An 18,321-nucleotide genomic window follows, 5' to 3' on the forward strand; every position below is an offset into this window, starting at 1 on the left:
GACCTCAGTCGTCGGACTCCTCGTCCTCGTCGTCGTCGTCGTCGAGGAGCCCTTCCTTCTCGGCGGCCTCCACGATGCGGCGCACGTTGTCGATGCTGCCGCAGTCGGCGTCGAGCTGGGCGTTGCGCTCGGTGGCGAAGGCCTTCCCGAGGTCGGCGCGCACCTGCTCCCCGACCTCGTCCCGCGCCGGGTTGAGGATCGTCAGCTCCTCCTCGGTGAGGTGGTGGTTGAGCGCCGTCGCGAGCTCCTCCACGGCGTCGTCGAACGCCTGGGTGTCGGTGCCCTTCAGCTCCAGCACCTTGAGCATCGCCTCGTGGCCCTCGGCGTGCTCCTCCTCACCGTGCTCGGCCTCGTGCTCGGTGATCGCGTCCTTGCGCCGCAGGGTGGGGTAGACGTACTTCTCCTCGGCCTCGGCGTGCGCGACGTGGAGGGCGGCCAGCGCGCGGCGTACGGCGTCGCGGTCCGAGGTGCTGTCGCGCAGCTGGCGCATGAGGGACTCGAAGCGCCGGTGGTCCTCGAGGATCAGGTCGATGACGTCGCCGGAGATCGGCCTGCCGAGGTCGATGGGGGTGCTCATGGGGCCGACCGTAGCGACCCGCCCCAGCGGGAGACCTCACCCCTGCGGGTCCGTGCCTACGATGGGCTGGTGCCAGGTATCGAGGTGTGGAACCAGTTCGACCACGACCCGCGCAGCCCCGCCAACCGGACCCTCCGGGCGTCGGACCGCGATCGCGCGGTGATCGAGACGGTCCTGGCCGACGCGTTCGCCGAGGGCCGGATCACCCGTGCGGAGTACGACGAGCGCAGCGAGGCCGTCCTGTCGAGCCGCACCCTCGGGGAGCTCCTCCCCCTGGTGCGGGACCTCCCCGTGTCCCAGGCACCTCGCAGCGACATCCCCGTCGAGGCCGCGCGCGCCTACGTCCTCGAGCGGCGGCAGGCCGTGTGGGGCTTCCTGTCCGCGTCACTGATCTGCTGGGTCATCTGGTTCGCGACCGGCTGGGGCGGGGGCGGGTTCAACCCGCAGTTCCCGTGGCCGTTGTTCGTGATGCTCGGCACCGGCCTGAACGCCGGGCGGGTGGTCTTCCAGAAGCAGGAGATCATCGCCGAGCAGACCCGGCGGCTGGAGAAGAAGGAGCGCAAGGAGGTCGAGCGGCGCGAGATCCGCAGGAACGTCGACGGGTTCTGAGGGCTCGGGGCCGTCTCTTCACTTCGTCGCTTCCATCATCTGGCGGAGCTCCTTCTTGAGGTCTCCGATCTCGTCGCGCAGCCGAGCCGCCACCTCGAACTGCAGGTCGGCGGCCGCCTGCTTCATCTGGTCCGTCAGCCCCTGGATGAGCTCGGCGAGGTCGGCGGAGGGGATGCCGGCGGTGTCGGGCGCCTCGGAGTGGATCTTCGACAGCGCCGGGGTCGGCGACTTGCCGGCCTTCACCCCGCCCGCGCGGCCCTTCTGGCCGACGTCGGCCCAGGTCTTGAGCAGCGCCTCGGTGTTCTCGTCCTCACGCGCGAGCATCTCGGTGATGTCGGCGATCTTCTTGCGCAGCGGCTGTGGGTCGATGCCGCGCTCGGTGTTGTAGGCGACCTGGATCTCGCGACGACGGTTGGTCTCGTCGATCGCCGCCTCCATCGACGGCGTGATCTTGTCGGCGTACATGTGGACCTGGCCCGACACGTTGCGCGCCGCGCGGCCGATGGTCTGGATGAGCGACTTGTCGGAGCGCAGGAAGCCCTCCTTGTCGGCATCGAGGATCGCCACCAGCGACACCTCGGGCAGGTCGAGACCCTCACGGAGCAGGTTGATGCCGACCAGCACGTCGTACTCGCCCATGCGCAGCTCGCGCAGCAGCTCGATGCGGCGCAGCGTGTCGACCTCGGAGTGGAGGTAGCGGGTGCGGATGCCGGCGTCGAGGAGGTAGTCGGTGAGGTCCTCGGACATCTTCTTGGTCAGCGTCGTCACCAGGACGCGCTCGTTCTTGTCCGCACGCGTGCGGATCTCGTGGATCAGGTCGTCGATCTGGCCCTTGGTCGGCTTGATCACGACTTCCGGGTCCACGAGCCCGGTCGGGCGGATGATCTGCTGGACGGTGTTGTCCACGCCTCCGACCCGGTCGAGCTCGTAGTTGCCCGGGGTCGCGGACAGGTAGACCGTCTGTCCGATCCGGTCGACGAACTCGTCCCAGCGCAGCGGACGGTTGTCCATGGCGCTCGGCAGCCGGAAGCCGTGGTCGACGAGGTTGCGCTTGCGCGACATGTCGCCCTCGTACATGCCGCCGATCTGCGGCACCGCCACGTGGGACTCGTCGACCACGAGCACGAAGTCCTCGGGGAAGTAGTCAAGGAGGGTGTTGGGGGCGCTGCCGGGCTTGCGGCCGTCCATGTGCATCGAGTAGTTCTCGATGCCCGAGCACGAACCCACCTGGCGCATCATCTCGACGTCGTAGGTGGTGCGCATCCGCAGGCGCTGCGCCTCGAGCAGCTTGCCCTGCTTCTCGAAGACCGCGAGCTGGTCGGCGAGCTCGAGCTCGATGCCGGTGATCGCCTTCTCCATCCGCTCGGGACCGGCGACGTAGTGGGTCGCGGGGAAGACGTGGAGCTCGGTGTCCTCGGAGATGACCTCGCCCGTGATCGGGTGCAGCGTCATCAGCCGCTCGATCTCGTCACCGAAGAACTCGATGCGGATCGCGAGCTCCTCGTAGACCGGGAAGATCTCGAGGGTGTCGCCACGCACCCGGAAGGTGCCGCGGGTGAACGACATGTCGTTGCGGGTGTACTGGATCTCGACGAGACGACGAAGCACCGAGTCACGGTCGTGCTCCTCGCCGACCTTGAGCCGCAGCATCCGGTCGACGTACTCCTGCGGGGTGCCGAGGCCGTAGATGCAGGACACCGTCGAGACCACGATCGTGTCGCGCCGCGTGAGCAGGCTGTTGGTCGCGCTGTGCCGCAGCCGCTCGACCTCCTCGTTGATCGAGGAGTCCTTCTCGATGTAGGTGTCGGTCTGCGGGACGTAGGCCTCGGGCTGGTAGTAGTCGTAGTAGGAGACGAAGTACTCGACCGCGTTGTCGGGGAACAGCTGGCGCAGCTCGTTGGCGAACTGGGCGGCCAGTGTCTTGTTGGGCTGGAGCACCAGCACCGGGCGCTGGAGCTGCTCGGCGACCCAGGCGACCGTGGCGGTCTTGCCGGTGCCGGTCGCGCCGAGCAGGACGACGTCCTTCTCCCCGCCCTGGATCCGCCCGACGATCTCCTTGATCGCCGCCGGCTGGTCGCCGGAGGGCTCGTAGTCGGAGACCACCTTGAAGGGGGCCACCCGCCGCTGGAGATCAGTGACTGGACGCATGCGTCGAGCCTACGACCCGCCACCGACAGCGCACCCGTGAGCGGGGCGTGACCCGGTCGTGACCCGGCTCGTCCAGACTTCCAGCATGGGCGTACGACGGGGGTGGGCGTTGGGTGCCGCCGCGCTCGCGCTGGCTGCGACGGCGTGCTCGGCCGGCGGCGCGAGCCGGGACCGCACGCCCGACGTCGATCTCGCCGGCACGTGGCTGCTGGTGTCCGGGCGTACCCCCGACGGCCCCCTCGCGGTCACGTCCGACACGCACGTGTCCCTGACGTTCGACGAGGACAGCATGGGCGGGAAGGCGGCGTGCAACGACTACGGCGCCGACCACACGCTCGACGGCAGCTCGTTCGACATCCCGGGTTCCGGGATCGAGCAGACGCTGATGGGCTGCGGCACGGCGCCGGAGGAGCTCGACCGTACCTACTTCGCCGCCCTCATCGAGGTCGACACCGTCGAGCGCGACAGCGACGAGCTGACGATGACCGGGCCGGGCGTCGAGATCGGTTTCCGCCTCGCGGAACCGTGGCCGCGCGCGGCGGTCGTGGGCCACCGGTGGCGGCTCGTGACCTGGATCGACGAGTCCGGTGAGCGCCACCGGCCGCAGTGGGAGCGCGGGCTCCGTCCCTTCGTCCGGTTCGGCGACGGCGGGGGCTCAGGCGGTCGGATCGCGGCGAGCAGCGGCTGCCGCGTCCTGGAGGGGCGCTGGCGGATGTGGCTCGGCGCACCGCACCTCACCCGTAGCGAGTGGCGCGGGCGCTGCCCCGACCGGCTGATGGACCAGGAGGTGGCCGTCGGCAACGCGCTGTCCGAGCCGGTCTTCGAGGTGCGCCGCCGGGGCGGAGGTGCGGAGCTCGTCATCGGTTACGCACACGACAACAGTCCGGCCGAGGTCGTCTACCGTCGCTGAGCCTCAGCGCACGCGGTCGAGCGTGACGACCCGGACCCCGCCCGCGAGGTCGACCTGGTCGACCGGCTCGAACCGGGCGTGGGCGAACGGCCCCTCGAACAGCCGCGTGCCGTCGCCGATCACCGACGGGTTGACCTTGAGCACGAGCCGGTCGACCTCGGGGAGCAGTGCGTGCGCGAGCGTCCCGCCGCCGACGAGCCAGATGTCCTTGCCCTCCTCGGCCTTCAGCTGGCGCACCCGCTCCAGCGGGTCGCCGGCGACCACCTCGACGGGCAGGTCGCTGCGGTCGGCGAGGGTCGAGGAGACGACGAGGTGCCGCAGGTGCGGGTAGGCGTCGTCGAGTCCGGCGGCCAGGCCGATCTCGTAGGAGCCCCGACCCTCCACCACGGTGTCGAAGGCCTCGCCCGGTCCCTCGATCCCCAGCGCCTCGCGGGCCGGGCCGGGCAGCGTCTCGGGCCAGGTGGCGACCAGGTGCTCGACGAGGTCGGGGGTCACGGGGAACCACTCCGAGCCGCTCGGGTCACCCCCGTCGGGACCGGCGATGAACCCGTCGAGGGTGACGGCGACCAGGTAGACGAGACGACGCATGCGGACATCCTGCCGATGCGTACCCTCGCTGCCATGCCCCACCCCGGCCAGCCGCCCGACCGCGTGCTCGACCTGTTCGCGGCCGAAGGCGTCCTGGAGCCGCTGACCGGAGGCCGCGGGCTGAGCTGGCGGGCGGGCGACCTCGCCCTCTCCCCCGGCCACGACGAGTCCGAGGCGTGGCTGGCGCCCGTCCAGGCGAGGCTGGCCGTACGCCTCGACGAGCAGGTGCCGCGCTCCCTGCGCCTCGCGCTGCCCGTCCCCGCACGTGACGGCAACCTGACCGTCGACGGCTGGGCCGCCACCCGCTACGAGCCCGGGTCCGTGCCGTGCCGCGACCTGCCCACGCTGCGTGCGACCGCCCACCTCCTGCACGCGCACCTCGCCAGCGCCGTGCCGGAGCGCCCCGCCGGCCTCGACAGCCGCGACGACCGCTACGCGACCGCCGAGCGGCTTGCCTTCGACGGTTCGGCGGTCGAGTCGGGACGAGTTACGCCGGCGGCGGGGCTCGTCGCCGACCTCGCCGCCGCCCTCGACGACACCGACCTCGGTCGCGAGCAGCTGGTCCACACCGACCTCGCGAACAACGTCCTGCTCGACGCGGCGGGCGTGCCCCTCGTCATCGACTTCTCCCCCGCGTGGCGGTCACCGCTGTGGGCCGAGGCAGTGTGCGTGCTCGACGCGGTGCTCTGGCTGGGGGCGCCCGCCGAGGCGTTGGACGGGTGGCGGACCGGTGCGCCGCGGCAGGCGATGCTGCGGGCCGTCCTCTTCCGCGTGCTCTCCGACCGGCCGTGCTACGTCGGGCGTTACGCCGCGCTGGGTCTGGTCTGAGGAACGTGGGCAGCGCCCGCTGGTCGTCGATGGATAGGTTGTGCGCGTGACCGTCGCCCGCACGCTGACCGCCGCCCGGCGCAGCCTGCTCGCCCTCCTCGGCCTGCAGATCGGCCTCGCGGTCGCCCTCTCCCTCGTCGACTCCTACCGCCGCCGCGGCAAGAAGCCGAAGCCGTTCCCCGTGACCCGCCCGGAGACCGTCCCGATGGGCGCCGGCGACATCACGACCTACACGTTCGGCCGTGACCTCTACGACGACATGCTCGCGGCGATCGACGGCGCCAAGAAGCAGATCCTCTTCGAGACCTACATCTGGAAGGGCGACGAGATCGGGTGGAAGTTCAAGACCGCCCTGTCCGCCGCCGCCGACCGGGGCGTCGACGTGCACTGCGTCTACGACGGCTTCGCCAACATGGTGGTCTCCCCCGCCTTCAAGCGCTTCTCGCCCCGGCTCAAGGTGCTGCGCTACCCCGTCTGGACGGCCGGGTTCCGCTTCTGGGACCTGCGCCGCTACGGCCGCAACCACCGCAAGATGCTGATCGTCGACGAGGAGGTCGCCTTCCTCGGCGGCTACAACATCGGCTCGGCGTACGCCACCGAGTGGCGCGACACGCACGTGCGGATCACGGGTCCGGGCGTGTGGGACATGAAGCGCGCCTTCGCCGACTTCTGGAACCTCAACCGCCGGCACCGGTTGCGGCGCAACGAGCGCCCGCTGCTGATCGAGACGGCGTCCGACTGGGACCCGCAGATCCGCGTGCACAAGAACATCCCGCGCCAGTGGAGCTTCCCGATCCGCAGCATGTACCTCGAGGCGATCCAGCGCGCGAGCCGCAACGTGTGGCTGACCACCGCCTACTTCCTGCCCGACCAGGACTTCGTCGACGCGGTCGCGGAGGCAGCCCGCCGCGGGGTGGACGTACGCGTCCTGCTGCCGCTGAAGTCCAACCACATCGTCGCCGACTGGATCTCGCGCGGCTACTACGGCCAGCTCCTCGCCGCCGGCGTACGCATCCTGCGGTTCAAGGACGCGATGGTCCACGCCAAGACCGCGACCATCGACGGCAGCTGGTCGACCGTCGGCACGGCCAACATCGACCGGCTGAGCCTCCAGGGCAACTACGAGATCAACCTCGAGGTCATCGACCCGGCCTTCGCCGCGGTGATGGAGCGGGTCTTCGCCGTCGACGAGTCCAACTGCCTCGAGCTCACCCTCGCCGAGTGGGAGGCGCGCGACCTGAACCGGAAGTTCACCGAGAGCTTCCTGGCACCGTTGCGCCCGCTGCTCTGAGCGGAGCCGGTCGTCAGCGCGTCGGCAGGTGGGTCGGGACGCTCATCCGCGGACCGCGCCGCGGGCGGGAGCGACCGCCGGCGATCGCCATCGCCGCCGCCCGGCCACGCTGCGGACGGTAGGGCTCGAGGAGCGCGCCCATCTCCTCGTCCGTGATGTCGTGGCCCACCAGCGCCCAGCCCACCCAGTTGGCGAGGTGGTAGTCGCCGAAGCTCACCGCGTCGGCGTCGCCGAGGGCGCGCATCCGGACCTCCGCGCTCGTCCAGACCCCGATCCCCCGGATCGACGTCAGCCGGCGTTCGGCCTCCTCCGGCGCCGCCGAGATGCGCTCGAGGGACGACGCCAGCCGGCACGCGGTGACCATCGTCCGCGACTGGGCCGGCTGGACCCCGAGCCGCAGCCACTCCCACGACGGGATCGCGGCGATCGTCGCCGGCGTCGGCTGCACCATCAGCCGCAGCTGGGCGACCGGACCGGGCGCGGGCTCGCCGTGGCGCCGGACGAGCTCGCGGAACGAGCCGAACGCCTGCTTGCCGGTGACCTTCTGCTCCAGGATCGACGGCACCAGCGACTCCATCACCAGGCCCGTCCCGCCGATGCGCCAGTGCCGGTGGGTGCGCCACCCCTCGGCGACCTCGGGGTGGTGGTGCGCCTCGAAGCCGCTCGGGTCGTCGTCGGCGCCGAGCAGGGCAGGCATCCGCTCGAGCGCCCAGTCGGCGCCCGGGCCCCACGCGCGACCGTGCACCTCACCGGCCGACGCCCGCGCCTCGACGCACAGCGAGGCGGGGCCCACGGGCGTACGCATGGCGCGAAAGATGCGTCCGTCGTCGAGGTGTCGCTGCGTCGGGTCGCCGGCACCGCGGCGTTGCGGGCGCAGCACCTGGGCGGGTGAGCACGGCCAGTCGGGCACCCAGGTGCGGGTGCGCGCGTCCTGGGTGACCATGCCCCGACGGTAATCGAGGCCACCGACTACGTTGCACCCATGGGCGAGACTCCGAACCACCGCGACCTCGAGGACGGCATCCAGAAGGACTTCTCGAGGTCGATGTCCTACGGCGACTACCTCCGCCTCGACGTGCTCCTCTCGGCCCAGCAGCCCCTGTCCGACCCGCCCCAGCACGACGAGCTGCTCTTCATCGTGCAGCACCAGACGAGCGAGCTCTGGCTCAAGCTGATGGTCCACGAGCTGCGCTCCGCGCGGGCCCTGCTCCGCACCGACGACCTGTCCCCCGCGCTCAAGCGGCTGGCGCGCATCAAGCACATCCAGCACACGCTGACCGACCAGTGGTCGGTGCTGGCGACGCTGACGCCGTCGGAGTACGCCGAGATCCGCCCCTTCCTGGCGACCAGCTCGGGCTTCCAGTCGGCGCAGTACCGCGAGGTCGAGTTCCTGCTCGGCAACAAGAGCGCCGACATGGTGAAGGTCCACGCGCACGACGCCGACGCCCAGGACGTCCTCGCCGAGCTGCTGCACGAGCCGTCGCTCTACGACGAGTTCCTCGCCCACCTCGCCCGGCAGGGGTACGCCGTCCCGTCACGCCTGCTCACCCGGGACTTCTCCCAGCCGCACGTCTCCGACAGCGAGCTCGTCGACGTCTTCGCCGGGGTGTACGCCGCCCCCGGCGAGCACTGGGGCGTCTACGAGACCTGCGAGGAGCTCGTCGACGTCGAGGACGCCTTCCAGCAGTGGCGCTTCCGCCACCTGCAGGTCGTCCAGCGCACCATCGGCCACAAGGTCGGCACGGGTGGGTCGTCGGGGGTCGACTTCCTCCGCCGGGCCCTCGACCTGACGTTCTTCCCCGAGCTCTACGAGGTGCGGACGCGGATCGGGCAGTAGGGGCAGCTGGACCTCTCAATGCAACGACCCGGAATCGTCCGGAACCCGCGCCACCCTGTCCTCATGACCACCTACACGGACACCGACGAGTTCGCGGGCGCGACCTTCGCCCAGACGAGCTTCGCGGGCGCGACCATGCGGTTCTCCGACGTCAGCGGCGTGACCATGCGCAGCGTCGACGTCGACGGGCTCGACATCGACAGCCACGACCTGTTCCTCGGGTCCCTGACCGTGAACGGCGTCGACGTGGTGCCGTTCGTCGAGGCCGAGCTCAACCGGCGCTTCCCGGGGCGCGAGCTCCAGGGCTCCGAGACGCCCGAGGGACTGCGGGAGTGCTGGGTCGCCGTGCAGGCGGCGTGGCAGGAGACCGTGGACGCTACGCCGCGCGACCTGTGGGACTCGCACGTCGAGGACGAGTGGTCGCTCGTGCAGACCCTGCGACACCTGGTCCTGGCGACCGACGCGTGGCTGCGCGGCGGGATCCTGCGCGTCGAGCAGCCGTTCCACGAGATCGGTCAGCCCTTCACCGGCGCCGCGGGGATGGGCTTCGACATGTCCGTCCTGCGCCAGGACGAACCCACGCACGACGAGGTGCTGGCGGTCCGGGCCGAGCGACAGCACCTGGTGACGGACTTCCTCGCCTGCGCGACACCGGACCTGCTGGCCGAGGAGCGCGGCAACCCGTGGGGCGGCGGCGACTGGAAGCCCACGGTCGGCGATTGCGTGCGCGTGATCCTCGAGGAGGAGTGGGCGCACCTGCGCTACGTACGCCGCGACCTGGCGCTGCTCACGCGGGCGGGGTGAGGCCACCCGCCCGCGCGTCAGACCATCAGAGCAGTCGACCGCAGGTCGGCCACGGCGACCGGCCACGCTGCTGGTAGAGCAGCTTCGCGCGGTAGGTCTGCTCAGCAGCCGAGGCAGAGGTGGGGACGCCGGAGCCACCGACGCTGCGCCACGTGCCGACGTCGAACTGGTAGAGGCCGTAGTAGCCGGCCGGGTTGACGGCGTTGGGGTTGCCGCCGGACTCGCAGTTGGCGAGCGCCCCCCAGTTGAGCCCGTCGGTGCCGGGCACCGACCACGCCCTGCGACCGACCAGCACGCGGCGCGGCTTCGGCTTGGTGACGAGATTCTTCTTCACCACGCGGTACTTCACCGGCTCGCCGTTGTGCAGCGTCTGCACGGCGACGACCTTGCGCACGCCGGCGCGACCGGTGCTGACCACCTTGCGCGTGCCGGGCTTCAGCTTCGTCGTGGAGACCTCGACGGTGCCCTTGCGGACCTTCTTCAGCTTCGTCCTGCGCTGCTCGACGACCTGCGTCAGCCGCACGACGTCACCCTCGCGGACGCGCTTCTTGGCGCCGGACACCTTGCGTCCGTCGCGCAGCACCGCGACGAGGTCGTCGGAGCCGACCGGCACGCCATGTGCCTCGAGGACCTGGCCGGGCCACGCCCGGGGAGGCGTCGCTACCTCGACGGGTGCCTGGTCGGCCACCTCGAGGCGTACGCCGACGGCCTCGCGGCTTGTCTGCGCGGACGCGCTGCCGGGGACCAGGCTCATCGCCAGCGCAGCCGTGGCCAGGCCGGCGAGGGCACGGGGCCGTGTGGCTCGCGGTCGGTGGGAGTGGGCGGGTGTGGTGGTGGCACGCACGTGCTTCTGACCTCACGGGGGTTGGGGGTACGCCTCCGGGGCGCTCGGACGCGACGCTCGCGGGGGTGGGGCGTCGAGGCCGCGACGCGCGTCCACCTCGCGACGGGAGGTGCCTCGACCACGTCGAGGAGCGGTGCCAGCGGCTCCACCACGAGAACATTTCGGACCGGGCATGTCGAATCGTGGAGCCGTGGTCCGCGCGACCGGGGTCGGCCGAACGGCCGAGATCGAGTCGTCCTCACGGCGGGCAGGACGGGCCCGGCGTGCCGATCCGTCCGCGCCTGCGCCCCGTCATCGTCGAGGTGCACACCCGACGAGAGGAAGCACCATGAGCGCCACCACCACGACCACCGGGACGCCCGTCACCACGGCCGCCCTCCACGAGCAGCCCGCGACGATCAGGACGAGGCTCGCCGCCGCCTGGACGGCCTTCATGTTCCTGTACATCTACGTCGACTACCTGCACCTCTACAAGCCCGGCGCGATCGAGGAGATCCTGTCCGGCGTCGTCTTCGAGTTCGACATCAGCCAGACCTTCGTGGTGACCTCTCTCACCCTCGTGTCGGTGCCGATGTCCATGATCCTGCTGTCCACGACCCTGCCGGCCCGTGCGAGCCGACTGCTCAACCTCGTCGTGGCCACGCTCTACGTGCCGGTCTCGGTCTTCAACCTGGCGGGCGAGTCCTGGTGGGGGTTCTACGGCCTCGGGGTCCTGATCGAGGTGCTCCTGCTGGCGTACATCCTGCGCTCCGCCTGGGCGTGGCCGCGCGCGACGGCGTAGCGGGTCTACCCGGCCCGCTCCACCGTCGTCACGACGCTGGTGACGGAGGGGCGGGCAGGAGTGCTCGAGAAGCCGAAGCGGCACGGCGGGTCCACCGGGGCGAGGTCGCCCGGAGCGACGCCTCGCCACTCCCCTTCGATCGAGGTGACCGACACGACCGACGTCGCGCCGTACCACTCGCGCCGGTCACCGCCGGCCGTGCCGCGGGTGCGGACGCCGCGCAGGACCACGCGTGCGACGGGGTCGACGAGGCTGCACCACGCCGGGGAGGTCGCCACCCGGGCCGGCACCAGGGTGAGGGCCGTGCCGAGCGGCGTACGCCCACCGACGTCGAGGCGCAGCGACAGCGACGGGGTCGAGACCTGCCACCCGGTGGGCGTGTCGGTCACCGCGACGGGCTCGATCACCTCCTCGTCGAAGGAGTAGGTCGCAGCGACGAACTCGCGGACGCGGTCGGTGGGCGCGAGCAGCACCCGGTGGCCGGCGGCGTCCTCCACCATCACGTCGGCGAAGGGCCCCCACGGCGAGTCGTCCCAGCGACCGACGACGACGCGTGTGCCGGAGGTGCTGCCGACGCCGGCGATCCGACCGGTGAACCGCTCACGCACCCTGCCGGGCCTCACGGCGCGACGAGCCCGTCAGGAGATCGGCCGTCGGCGGCGAGCCCGGACGCCACACCGGCGCGGTCCTCGTCGGAGCGGTTCTGGCTGAGCTTGGCCTTCGCCTCGACCGACGACACGACCAGCTCGACCCCGACGATCGGGCGCAGGTTCTTGTCGATGTAATCCTCCGGCGCGTCGGCGACCGCCCACGGCGCCGGGCGCGAGGACTCGTGGGCCTCGGTCAACCGGGTGACCAGGCCGCGCACCCACTCCGCGTCGTCGTGCACGTGCACCGCCCCACGCAGGTGCACGACGGAGTAGTTCCACGTCGGCACCACCCTGCCGTGCTCGGCCTTGCTGGCGTACCACCCCGGCGAGACGTACGCGTCCGGCCCGGTCACGACCGCGAGCGCGGGCGAGCCGTCGACGACGCGTCGCCAGTGGGCGTTCGCGCGGGCGAGGTGGCCGACCAACCGGTCGCCCTCCCACAGCACGGGCAGGAAGGTCGCGTCGGGCAGCCCGTCGTCCCCGACCGTGACGAGCTGCGCGGTGGCGACGGACGCGACGAACGGGCGTACGTCGTCGGCGTCCATCACGTTGAAGCGCGGCACGTAGAGCTGGGCGTCGGGCATGGACCCATCCTGCCCGTTCGGGGGCTGCCGGTGTCGGTGGCGGGCGGCAGGATGGATCCATGCTGCTCGCCGAGCTCGTCGCCACCTCCGCCGCGGTCGCCGCCACGCGGTCCCGCAAGGCCAAGGTCGCGGAGCTCGCCGACCTCCTCGGCCGGGTGGAGCCGGCCGAGCTCGAGGTCGTCGTGTCCTACCTCGGCGGCACGCTCCGGCAGCGGCGCACGGGCCTGGGGTGGCGGGGCGTGAGCGCCCTCCCGGAGCCCGCCGACCAGCCGACGCTGTCCGTGCTGGAGGTGCACGAGGCCTTCGAGGCGATGTCCCACATCGCCGGGGCCGGCTCGCAGGCGGCACGCAAGGAGGCGGTGGCCGACCTGTTCGGGCGCGCCACGGCCGACGAGCAGGCATGGCTGCGCGCCATCGTCACCGGCAACGTCCGGCAGGGGGCGCTCGACGCGGTCACGCAGGAGGCCGTCGCGCAGGTGGCCGACGTGCCGCTGACCGCGGTGCGGCGCGCGGCGATGCTGGCGGGATCGACCGTCGCCGCGGCGGAGGCGGCCTTCGAGGGCGAGGAGGCGCTGGCCGCGATCGGCCTCGAGGTCGGGCGTCCGGTGATGCCCATGCTCGCCTCGAGCGCGCCCGACGTGGCGGCCGCGATGGCCGGGCTGTCCCCCGACGGTGCGACCGAGGTCGCGATCGACGCCAAGCTCGACGGGATCCGCATCCAGGTCCACCGCGACGGCGACGACGTCCTCGTCGTGACCCGCTCGCTCGACGACATCACCGGCCGGCTGCCCGAGGTCGTCGAGGTCGCGCGGTCCCTGCCCGCCGAGCGCTTCGTCCTCGACGGCGAGGCCCTCGCCCTGGGCGAGGACGGCCGGCCGATGGCCTTCCAGGACACCGCGAGCCGGACCGCCCAGGACGCAGGCGTCCCGGTCACGCCCCACTTCTTCGACCTGCTCCACGTCGACGGCCGCGACCTCCTCGACGCCCCCGGCCACGAGCGGCTCGCCGCACTCGACGCGCTCGTCCCCGAGCAGCACCGGGTCCGACGGCTCGTGACCGCCGACGCAGGCGCCGCCGACGCCTTCGCGACCGAGACGGTCGCCGCCGGCCACGAGGGCGTCGTGCTCAAGGACCTCTCCGCCCCCTACGCCGCGGGACGTCGCGGCTCGGCCTGGGTCAAGGTCAAGCCGGTCCACACCCTCGACCTCGTCGTCCTCGCGGTCGAGTGGGGCTCGGGCCGCCGGGAGGGGTGGCTCTCCAACATCCACCTCGGCGCCCGCGACGACACGTCACCGACGGGTTTCGTGATGCTCGGCAAGACGTTCAAGGGGATGACCGACGAGATGCTCGCCTGGCAGACCGAGCGCTTCACCGACCTCGCCCTCTCCCCCGCCACCGTCCGCGACAGCTGGGTCGTGGACGTGCGTCCCGAGCAGGTCGTCGAGATCGCCTTCGACGGCCTGCAGCGCTCGACCCGCTACCCCGGCGGCCTCGCGCTGCGCTTCGCCCGCGTTCTGCGCTACCGCGACGACAAGACGGCCTCGGAGGCCGACACCATCGAGACCGTCCGCAGCCACGTCGCGGGCTAGTCGCGCGGCTTCGGCAGGCGGCAGCCCGGCACGTCGAGGTCGAGGGTCCGGCCCTCGGCCAGGCACCCGAGCAGCAGCGCGGTCTGCTGGCCGTAGTTCATCTGCCTGCGCGTCACGACGTGGCCGCGCCGGTCCTCCTCGCACGCCGAGTCGACGCACTCCCGGCCGCCGGCGTAGCCGGTGTTCGCGACGCCCACCACGAGCCCGGTGCCGCGGTCGACGATCGGCGAGCCCGAGTAGCCGCCACGGATCCGGCACCCGTCGCGGGCCGGCAGGCGGATCGAGCGCGACCAGTCCCACACCTGCTCGTGCAGGCGGTACGCCGTGCCCCGCGTCCGGCAGGTGCGCTGCTCGGTCCAGTAGCCCGACGGGATCCGCACCCGGTCGCCGCGCGCCGGCCCCTGCGTCGCCAGCACGAGCGGGATGACGCCGTCGGCCGCCAGGTCGGCGTACGTCTCGCGCAGCGACAGCACGGCCACGTCGGTGCGGAACATCGTGGCGTACTGCAGGCGCACCGCCCGCACGGTCGTCGCGACCCGGCCGTCGCCGTCGAGCAGGTCGATGCGCGTCCGCCTCCTCTCCCCGACCAGCACCTCGCGGGCGTCGAGGAACGGGACGCGCACGCAGTGGCCGTTGGTGAGCACGACCGCGCGGTCGGTGTCGAGGGCGCCCGGCCACCGGATCACCGCGCCGGAGCAGCCGGGCAGCGCGGCCGTACCGGCGTAACGACCCTCCGACGAAGCCTGTGCCGGGAGGGCCGGGAGCACCGCTGCGGCCACCACCCCGACGACCACACCGACCATCGCGAGGGCCAGGGCGAGGAGGGGCGTACGGGCTCCGGGACGCGGCATGCCCGCATCGAACCACACACGGCGGTGGGCGCCGCCCTCCCTAGACTGACCGCCATGAGCACCGACGCGACGCCCTCGACGGCACCCGGCCGCGGCGGCACCGCGGCCGCGCGGCGCCGGCAGCGCGAGGCGGAGATCATCACCGCCACCCGCCAGCTCTTCGACGAGCGCGGGGTCCGCGACGCGCAGATCGAGGACATCGCGCGGGCGGTGGGCATCAACCGCGCGATCATCTACCGGCACTTCACCGGCAAGGAGGAGCTGTTCAGCCTCACGCTCGTGCAGTACCTCGACGAGCTGCGGGTCGCGCTGGAGGGTGCGGCTGCGACGACCGACGACCCGCGCGCCCAGCTCGTACGCCTGGTGGAGGCCTTCGTCGACTACGGGCTCGCCCACCCGGCCTTCGTCGACTGCGCGCAGGCGATCATGCGGCGCCCCGGCACCGACCTCCTCGAGGAGGTGAGCGAGTCCGCGATGTACCGGCTCGGGCAGGCGATCAGCGGCTGCCTGTCCGTGCTGACCGGGACCATCACACGTGGCGCCGAGAGCGGCGAGTTCGACGTCGACGACCCCGAGCTGCTCGCCAACATGCTGTACGCCAGCGGCCTGGGCACGCTGCAGCTCGGGCGGGTGGCGATGCTGGTCGCCGAGGAGGCGCCGGGCGTGCCGCGCATCAGCCGGATCACCGGGGAGCAGGTGCGCGACCACATGGTCGCCTCGGCGTTGTCGGTCGCCGCCGGTCCGGTGCGCTGAGCGCGGGGGCCGCGACCGCCGGACCGCGACTGCCGGGCTCAGCGCGAGAGGTGCTTGGCGCGGGCGAAGCAGAACACGCCGTACGCCGCGATGCCCAGGGCGATCACGACGAGCAGCACCTGGCCGAACGGCTGCTCGAGGACGGTCTGGAGCGCCTGGTCGAGGCCGCCCGACTTCTTCGGGTCGTGGGTGATCGCGGCGTAGCCGAACAGGCCGCCGACGACGGCGATGGCGACGCCCTTGGCGATGTAGCCGGCCTTGCCGAGCTTGACGTAGGCCGAGCCGTCCTTGCCGGACTGGCCCTGCGCGTCGAGGTGCTCACGGAACTTCTCGGTCCAGCCGCGGTAGACCAGCGAGCCGCCGTAGCCGATGATCGCGAGGCCGACCAGGCCCACGATCAGCTGGCCGCCGGGGAGCTGCATGAGCTTCGCGGTCGTGGAGTCGGTGCCGCCCTTCCCCCCGCCGGAGCCCGTCGCGGTCTGCACGGCGCTCCAGCCGATCGCACCGTAGATGACCGCCTTGCCGAGCGAGCCCGCGCGCTTGCGCCAGCGCTTCGCGTCGTCGGACTCGTCGTCGAAGCCGAAGCCGAACTCCAGCAGGCGCCACAGCACCAGCAGGAACATGCCGATCGCCACCAGCCACACGAGGACCCCACCGAGCGGCTGCTCGGCGAGGTAGTGCAGCGCCCCTGAGTTGGAGGCCTGGTCCTCCTTCTCACCGAGCGCGAGCTGGAGGGCCAGCCACCCGACGAGCAGGTGCACGACGCCGTAGGCGACGAGCCCGGCACGGATCGCATGGTCCATCCACGTGCTGTCGTGGGCCTTTTCGGCGGACCGGCTGGAGGCGTTCATGGCGCCAACCTAGGACGTACGGACGGCCCTCGCGAGCCGGTACCCGCCCGTGGGGGTGTGACCTCAGACGAGGCTGGCGCGGTCGCGCTGGACGGAGCCGAGCAGCCCGTTGACGAAGGCCGGCGACTCGTCGGTCGAGAGGTCCTGCACGAGGTGCAGCGCCTCGCTCACCGCGACCGTGTCCGGCACGTCGGCGTCGCCCCACAGCAGCTCGTAGACGCCGATGCGCAGGACGTTGCGGTCCACCGCGGGCATGCGACCGAGGGTCCAGCCCTTGCTGTAGGTGGTGAGCACCTCGTCGATGCGCTCACGGTGCTCGACGACGCCCCGCACCAGCGTGCCGGTGTAGTCGTTGGTCGGGCCCTCGCCGGCCTCGATGGCGCGCTCGAGCGCCATGACCGGGTCCTCGGAGCGGAGCTCGGAGGCGAAGAGGATGTCGAGCGCGCGCTTGCGCGCCTTGGAACGGGCAGCCACTCGGGTCAGGCCTTGACGCGGCCGAGGTAGGACGAGTCGCGGGTGTCGACCTTGACCTTCTCGCCGGTGGTGAGGAACAGCGGGACCTGGATCTGGTGACCGGTCTCGAGCGTGGCCGGCTTGGTGCCGCCGGTCGAGCGGTCGCCCTGCAGGCCCGGCTCGGTCTCGGAGATCAGGAGCTCGACGGAGGCGGGGAGCTCGATGAAGAGCACGCGACCGTCGTTCGTCGCGACGATCGCCTCCTGGTTCTCCAGCATGAAGTTCTTGGCGTCGCCGACGATCTCGGGCGCGACCTCGAGCTGCTCGTAGGTGCTGGTGTCCATGAAGACGTAGGACGAGCCGTCGTTGTAGAGGTACTGCATGGTGCGCTTGTCGACGTTGGCGGTCTCGACCTTGGTGCCGGCGTTGAAGGTCTTGTCGACGTTCTTGCCCGACTCGACGTTGCGGAGCTTGGTGCGCACGAACGCCGGGCCCTTGCCGGGCTTGACGTGCTGAAACTCGACGACGGCCCAGAGCTGACCCTCGATGCGCAGGACCATGCCGTTCTTCAGGTCGTTGGTGCTTGCCATGTCTCTGATGTCCGCCTTCGTCGAGTTGTCAAGGAGTCCGTGTGGCCGAGGCGTGCCCGGCACGACGGACCAGTCTAGTGGCGAGCCGCGAGCGCCATGAAATGCTGGGCCTGCGGGCTACGGTGGCACGCATGCGAGTCACCATCTTCGGCGGACACGGCAAGATCGCCCTCCTCCTGGCACCCCTGCTGGTCGAGGCCGGCCACCGGGTCACCTCCGTCGTCCGCAACCCCGACCACGTCCCCGACGTCGAGGCGACCGGCGCGACGGCTCTCGTCTCGTCGGTGGAGGACGCCGACGAGTCCACGCTCGCCGGCATCCTCGACGGGCAGGACGCCGTCGTGTGGTCCGCCGGCGCCGGCGGCGGCGACCCCGACCGGACGTACGCCGTGGACCGCGACGCCGCGATCCGCTCGATGGACGCCGCGCTGGCCGCCGGCGCGCGACGTTACGTGATGGTGTCGTTCTCGGGCGCCGACCCGGAGACGCTCGTGCCGGAGGACAACCCGTTCCGGCACTACCAGGACGCCAAGATCGCCGCGGACGACCACCTGCGGAGCACCGACCTCGACTGGACGGTCCTCGGACCCGGGACGCTCACGCTCGAGCCGGGCGGCGGGTCGGTGAACCCGGACGCTGCGTTCGGCGACGGCGACACCACGTCGCGCGAGCTCGTCGCCCAGGTCGCGCTGGCGGTGCTGACCGACGAGCGGGCCCACGGCAGGACGCTGGTGTTCGGCGACGGCGACGTCCCGATCGACGACTGGCTCGGCGCCCTCTGAG

General features: G+C 71.8%; 21 protein-coding genes. 10 read left to right on the plus strand and 11 right to left on the minus strand.

Translation table 11 applies throughout. From position 1 onward, the window contains the following. Positions 1–4: 4 nt before the first annotated feature. Entirely contained in the window at positions 5–577 is a 573-nt protein-coding gene (locus tag F4692_RS17350) for a hemerythrin domain-containing protein (protein WP_179620977.1), read from the minus strand. Positions 578–646: 69 nt separating this feature from the next. Here F4692_RS17350 and F4692_RS17355 point away from each other — a divergent pair, with 69 nt between their 5' ends. Further along, entirely contained in the window at positions 647–1,186 is a 540-nt protein-coding gene (locus F4692_RS17355) for a DUF1707 SHOCT-like domain-containing protein (RefSeq protein ID WP_218858717.1), read from the plus strand. A gap of 18 nt (positions 1,187–1,204) precedes the next feature. Here F4692_RS17355 and uvrB read toward each other — a convergent pair whose 3' ends face one another. Beyond that, a complete protein-coding gene (uvrB, locus tag F4692_RS17360; RefSeq protein ID WP_179620978.1) occupies positions 1,205–3,334 on the minus strand; it encodes an excinuclease ABC subunit UvrB in 2,130 nt (709 codons plus the stop codon). 85 nt (positions 3,335–3,419) lie between these two features. On the opposite strand from uvrB, the gene F4692_RS17365 reads away from it, so the two are divergent. Continuing rightward, positions 3,420–4,244: an META domain-containing protein gene (locus tag F4692_RS17365; RefSeq protein ID WP_179620979.1), complete on the plus strand. Its 825-nt coding sequence runs from the start codon at positions 3,420–3,422 to the stop codon at positions 4,242–4,244. A gap of 3 nt (positions 4,245–4,247) precedes the next feature. On the opposite strand, the gene F4692_RS17370 is transcribed toward F4692_RS17365, so the two are convergent. Further along, on the minus strand, positions 4,248–4,832 hold the full coding sequence (locus F4692_RS17370) for a dihydrofolate reductase family protein (RefSeq protein ID WP_179620980.1): 585 nt from the start codon (positions 4,830–4,832) through the stop codon (positions 4,248–4,250). 33 nt (positions 4,833–4,865) lie between these two features. Between F4692_RS17370 and F4692_RS17375 the strand changes: the two genes are divergently transcribed. After that, positions 4,866–5,660, plus strand: coding sequence for an aminoglycoside phosphotransferase/kinase family protein (locus F4692_RS17375; RefSeq protein ID WP_179620981.1), 795 nt, complete (start codon positions 4,866–4,868; stop codon positions 5,658–5,660). 46 nt (positions 5,661–5,706) lie between these two features. Further along, positions 5,707–6,951 (plus strand): phospholipase D-like domain-containing protein, encoded by a 1,245-nt coding sequence (locus F4692_RS17380; protein WP_308645362.1) that lies wholly within the window; start codon positions 5,707–5,709, stop codon positions 6,949–6,951. A 13-nt stretch (positions 6,952–6,964) separates the two neighbouring features. Here the strand turns inward: F4692_RS17380 and F4692_RS17385 are convergent, their stop codons facing one another. Then, a complete protein-coding gene (locus tag F4692_RS17385) occupies positions 6,965–7,894 on the minus strand; it encodes a DNA-3-methyladenine glycosylase family protein (RefSeq protein ID WP_179620982.1) in 930 nt (309 codons plus the stop codon). A gap of 39 nt (positions 7,895–7,933) precedes the next feature. Between F4692_RS17385 and F4692_RS17390 the strand changes: the two genes are divergently transcribed. Continuing rightward, on the plus strand, positions 7,934–8,788 hold the full coding sequence (locus tag F4692_RS17390; RefSeq protein WP_179620983.1) for a tryptophan 2,3-dioxygenase: 855 nt from the start codon (positions 7,934–7,936) through the stop codon (positions 8,786–8,788). 63 nt (positions 8,789–8,851) lie between these two features. After that, complete coding sequence (locus F4692_RS17395; protein WP_179620984.1) at positions 8,852–9,592, plus strand: DinB family protein; 741 nt, start codon at positions 8,852–8,854, stop codon at positions 9,590–9,592. A 25-nt stretch (positions 9,593–9,617) separates the two neighbouring features. On the opposite strand, the gene F4692_RS21355 is transcribed toward F4692_RS17395, so the two are convergent. After that, the gene (locus F4692_RS21355) at positions 9,618–10,346 is read right to left on the minus strand and encodes a resuscitation-promoting factor (RefSeq protein WP_179620985.1); all 729 of its coding nucleotides are present in this window, start codon (positions 10,344–10,346) and stop codon (positions 9,618–9,620) included. Positions 10,347–10,764: 418 nt separating this feature from the next. Here F4692_RS21355 and F4692_RS17405 point away from each other — a divergent pair, with 418 nt between their 5' ends. Beyond that, the gene (locus F4692_RS17405) at positions 10,765–11,217 is read left to right on the plus strand and encodes a DUF6326 family protein (protein ID WP_179620986.1); all 453 of its coding nucleotides are present in this window, start codon (positions 10,765–10,767) and stop codon (positions 11,215–11,217) included. Positions 11,218–11,222: 5 nt separating this feature from the next. Here the strand turns inward: F4692_RS17405 and F4692_RS17410 are convergent, their stop codons facing one another. Together F4692_RS17410 and F4692_RS17415 are read right to left on the minus strand one after the other, a co-directional pair. After that, on the minus strand, positions 11,223–11,825 hold the full coding sequence (locus F4692_RS17410) for a hypothetical protein (RefSeq protein WP_179620987.1): 603 nt from the start codon (positions 11,823–11,825) through the stop codon (positions 11,223–11,225). Between the two features lie 11 nt (positions 11,826–11,836). Beyond that, a complete protein-coding gene (locus F4692_RS17415; RefSeq protein ID WP_179620988.1) occupies positions 11,837–12,451 on the minus strand; it encodes an FMN-binding negative transcriptional regulator in 615 nt (204 codons plus the stop codon). A gap of 59 nt (positions 12,452–12,510) precedes the next feature. Here F4692_RS17415 and F4692_RS17420 point away from each other — a divergent pair, with 59 nt between their 5' ends. Next, the gene (locus F4692_RS17420) at positions 12,511–14,040 is read left to right on the plus strand and encodes an ATP-dependent DNA ligase (RefSeq protein ID WP_179620989.1); all 1,530 of its coding nucleotides are present in this window, start codon (positions 12,511–12,513) and stop codon (positions 14,038–14,040) included. On the opposite strand, the gene F4692_RS17425 is transcribed toward F4692_RS17420, so the two are convergent. After that, positions 14,037–14,891: a S1 family peptidase gene (locus tag F4692_RS17425; protein ID WP_179620990.1), complete on the minus strand. Its 855-nt coding sequence runs from the start codon at positions 14,889–14,891 to the stop codon at positions 14,037–14,039. The two genes, F4692_RS17420 and F4692_RS17425, sit on opposite strands and share 4 nt — an antisense overlap. A gap of 54 nt (positions 14,892–14,945) precedes the next feature. On the opposite strand from F4692_RS17425, the gene F4692_RS17430 reads away from it, so the two are divergent. Beyond that, the gene (locus F4692_RS17430; protein ID WP_179620991.1) at positions 14,946–15,644 is read left to right on the plus strand and encodes a TetR/AcrR family transcriptional regulator; all 699 of its coding nucleotides are present in this window, start codon (positions 14,946–14,948) and stop codon (positions 15,642–15,644) included. Between the two features lie 38 nt (positions 15,645–15,682). On the opposite strand, the gene F4692_RS17435 is transcribed toward F4692_RS17430, so the two are convergent. The 3 genes from F4692_RS17435 to efp form a co-directional block, all read right to left on the minus strand. Next, positions 15,683–16,495, minus strand: coding sequence for a DUF1206 domain-containing protein (locus F4692_RS17435; RefSeq protein ID WP_179620992.1), 813 nt, complete (start codon positions 16,493–16,495; stop codon positions 15,683–15,685). A 63-nt stretch (positions 16,496–16,558) separates the two neighbouring features. Further along, a complete protein-coding gene (nusB, locus tag F4692_RS17440) occupies positions 16,559–16,969 on the minus strand; it encodes a transcription antitermination factor NusB (protein ID WP_179620993.1) in 411 nt (136 codons plus the stop codon). Between the two features lie 5 nt (positions 16,970–16,974). Further along, the gene (gene efp / locus F4692_RS17445) at positions 16,975–17,538 is read right to left on the minus strand and encodes an elongation factor P (protein WP_179620994.1); all 564 of its coding nucleotides are present in this window, start codon (positions 17,536–17,538) and stop codon (positions 16,975–16,977) included. Positions 17,539–17,669: 131 nt separating this feature from the next. On the opposite strand from efp, the gene F4692_RS17450 reads away from it, so the two are divergent. Next, positions 17,670–18,320 carry an SDR family oxidoreductase gene (locus tag F4692_RS17450; RefSeq protein ID WP_179620995.1) on the plus strand — a complete coding sequence of 217 codons (651 nt, stop codon included), beginning with the start codon at positions 17,670–17,672 and terminating at the stop codon, positions 18,318–18,320. Position 18,321 lies beyond the last annotated feature (1 nt).

Source organism: Nocardioides cavernae, from assembly GCF_013410035.1.
In the GTDB taxonomy this organism is placed as follows: Bacteria; Actinomycetota; Actinomycetes; order Propionibacteriales; family Nocardioidaceae; genus Nocardioides; species Nocardioides cavernae_A.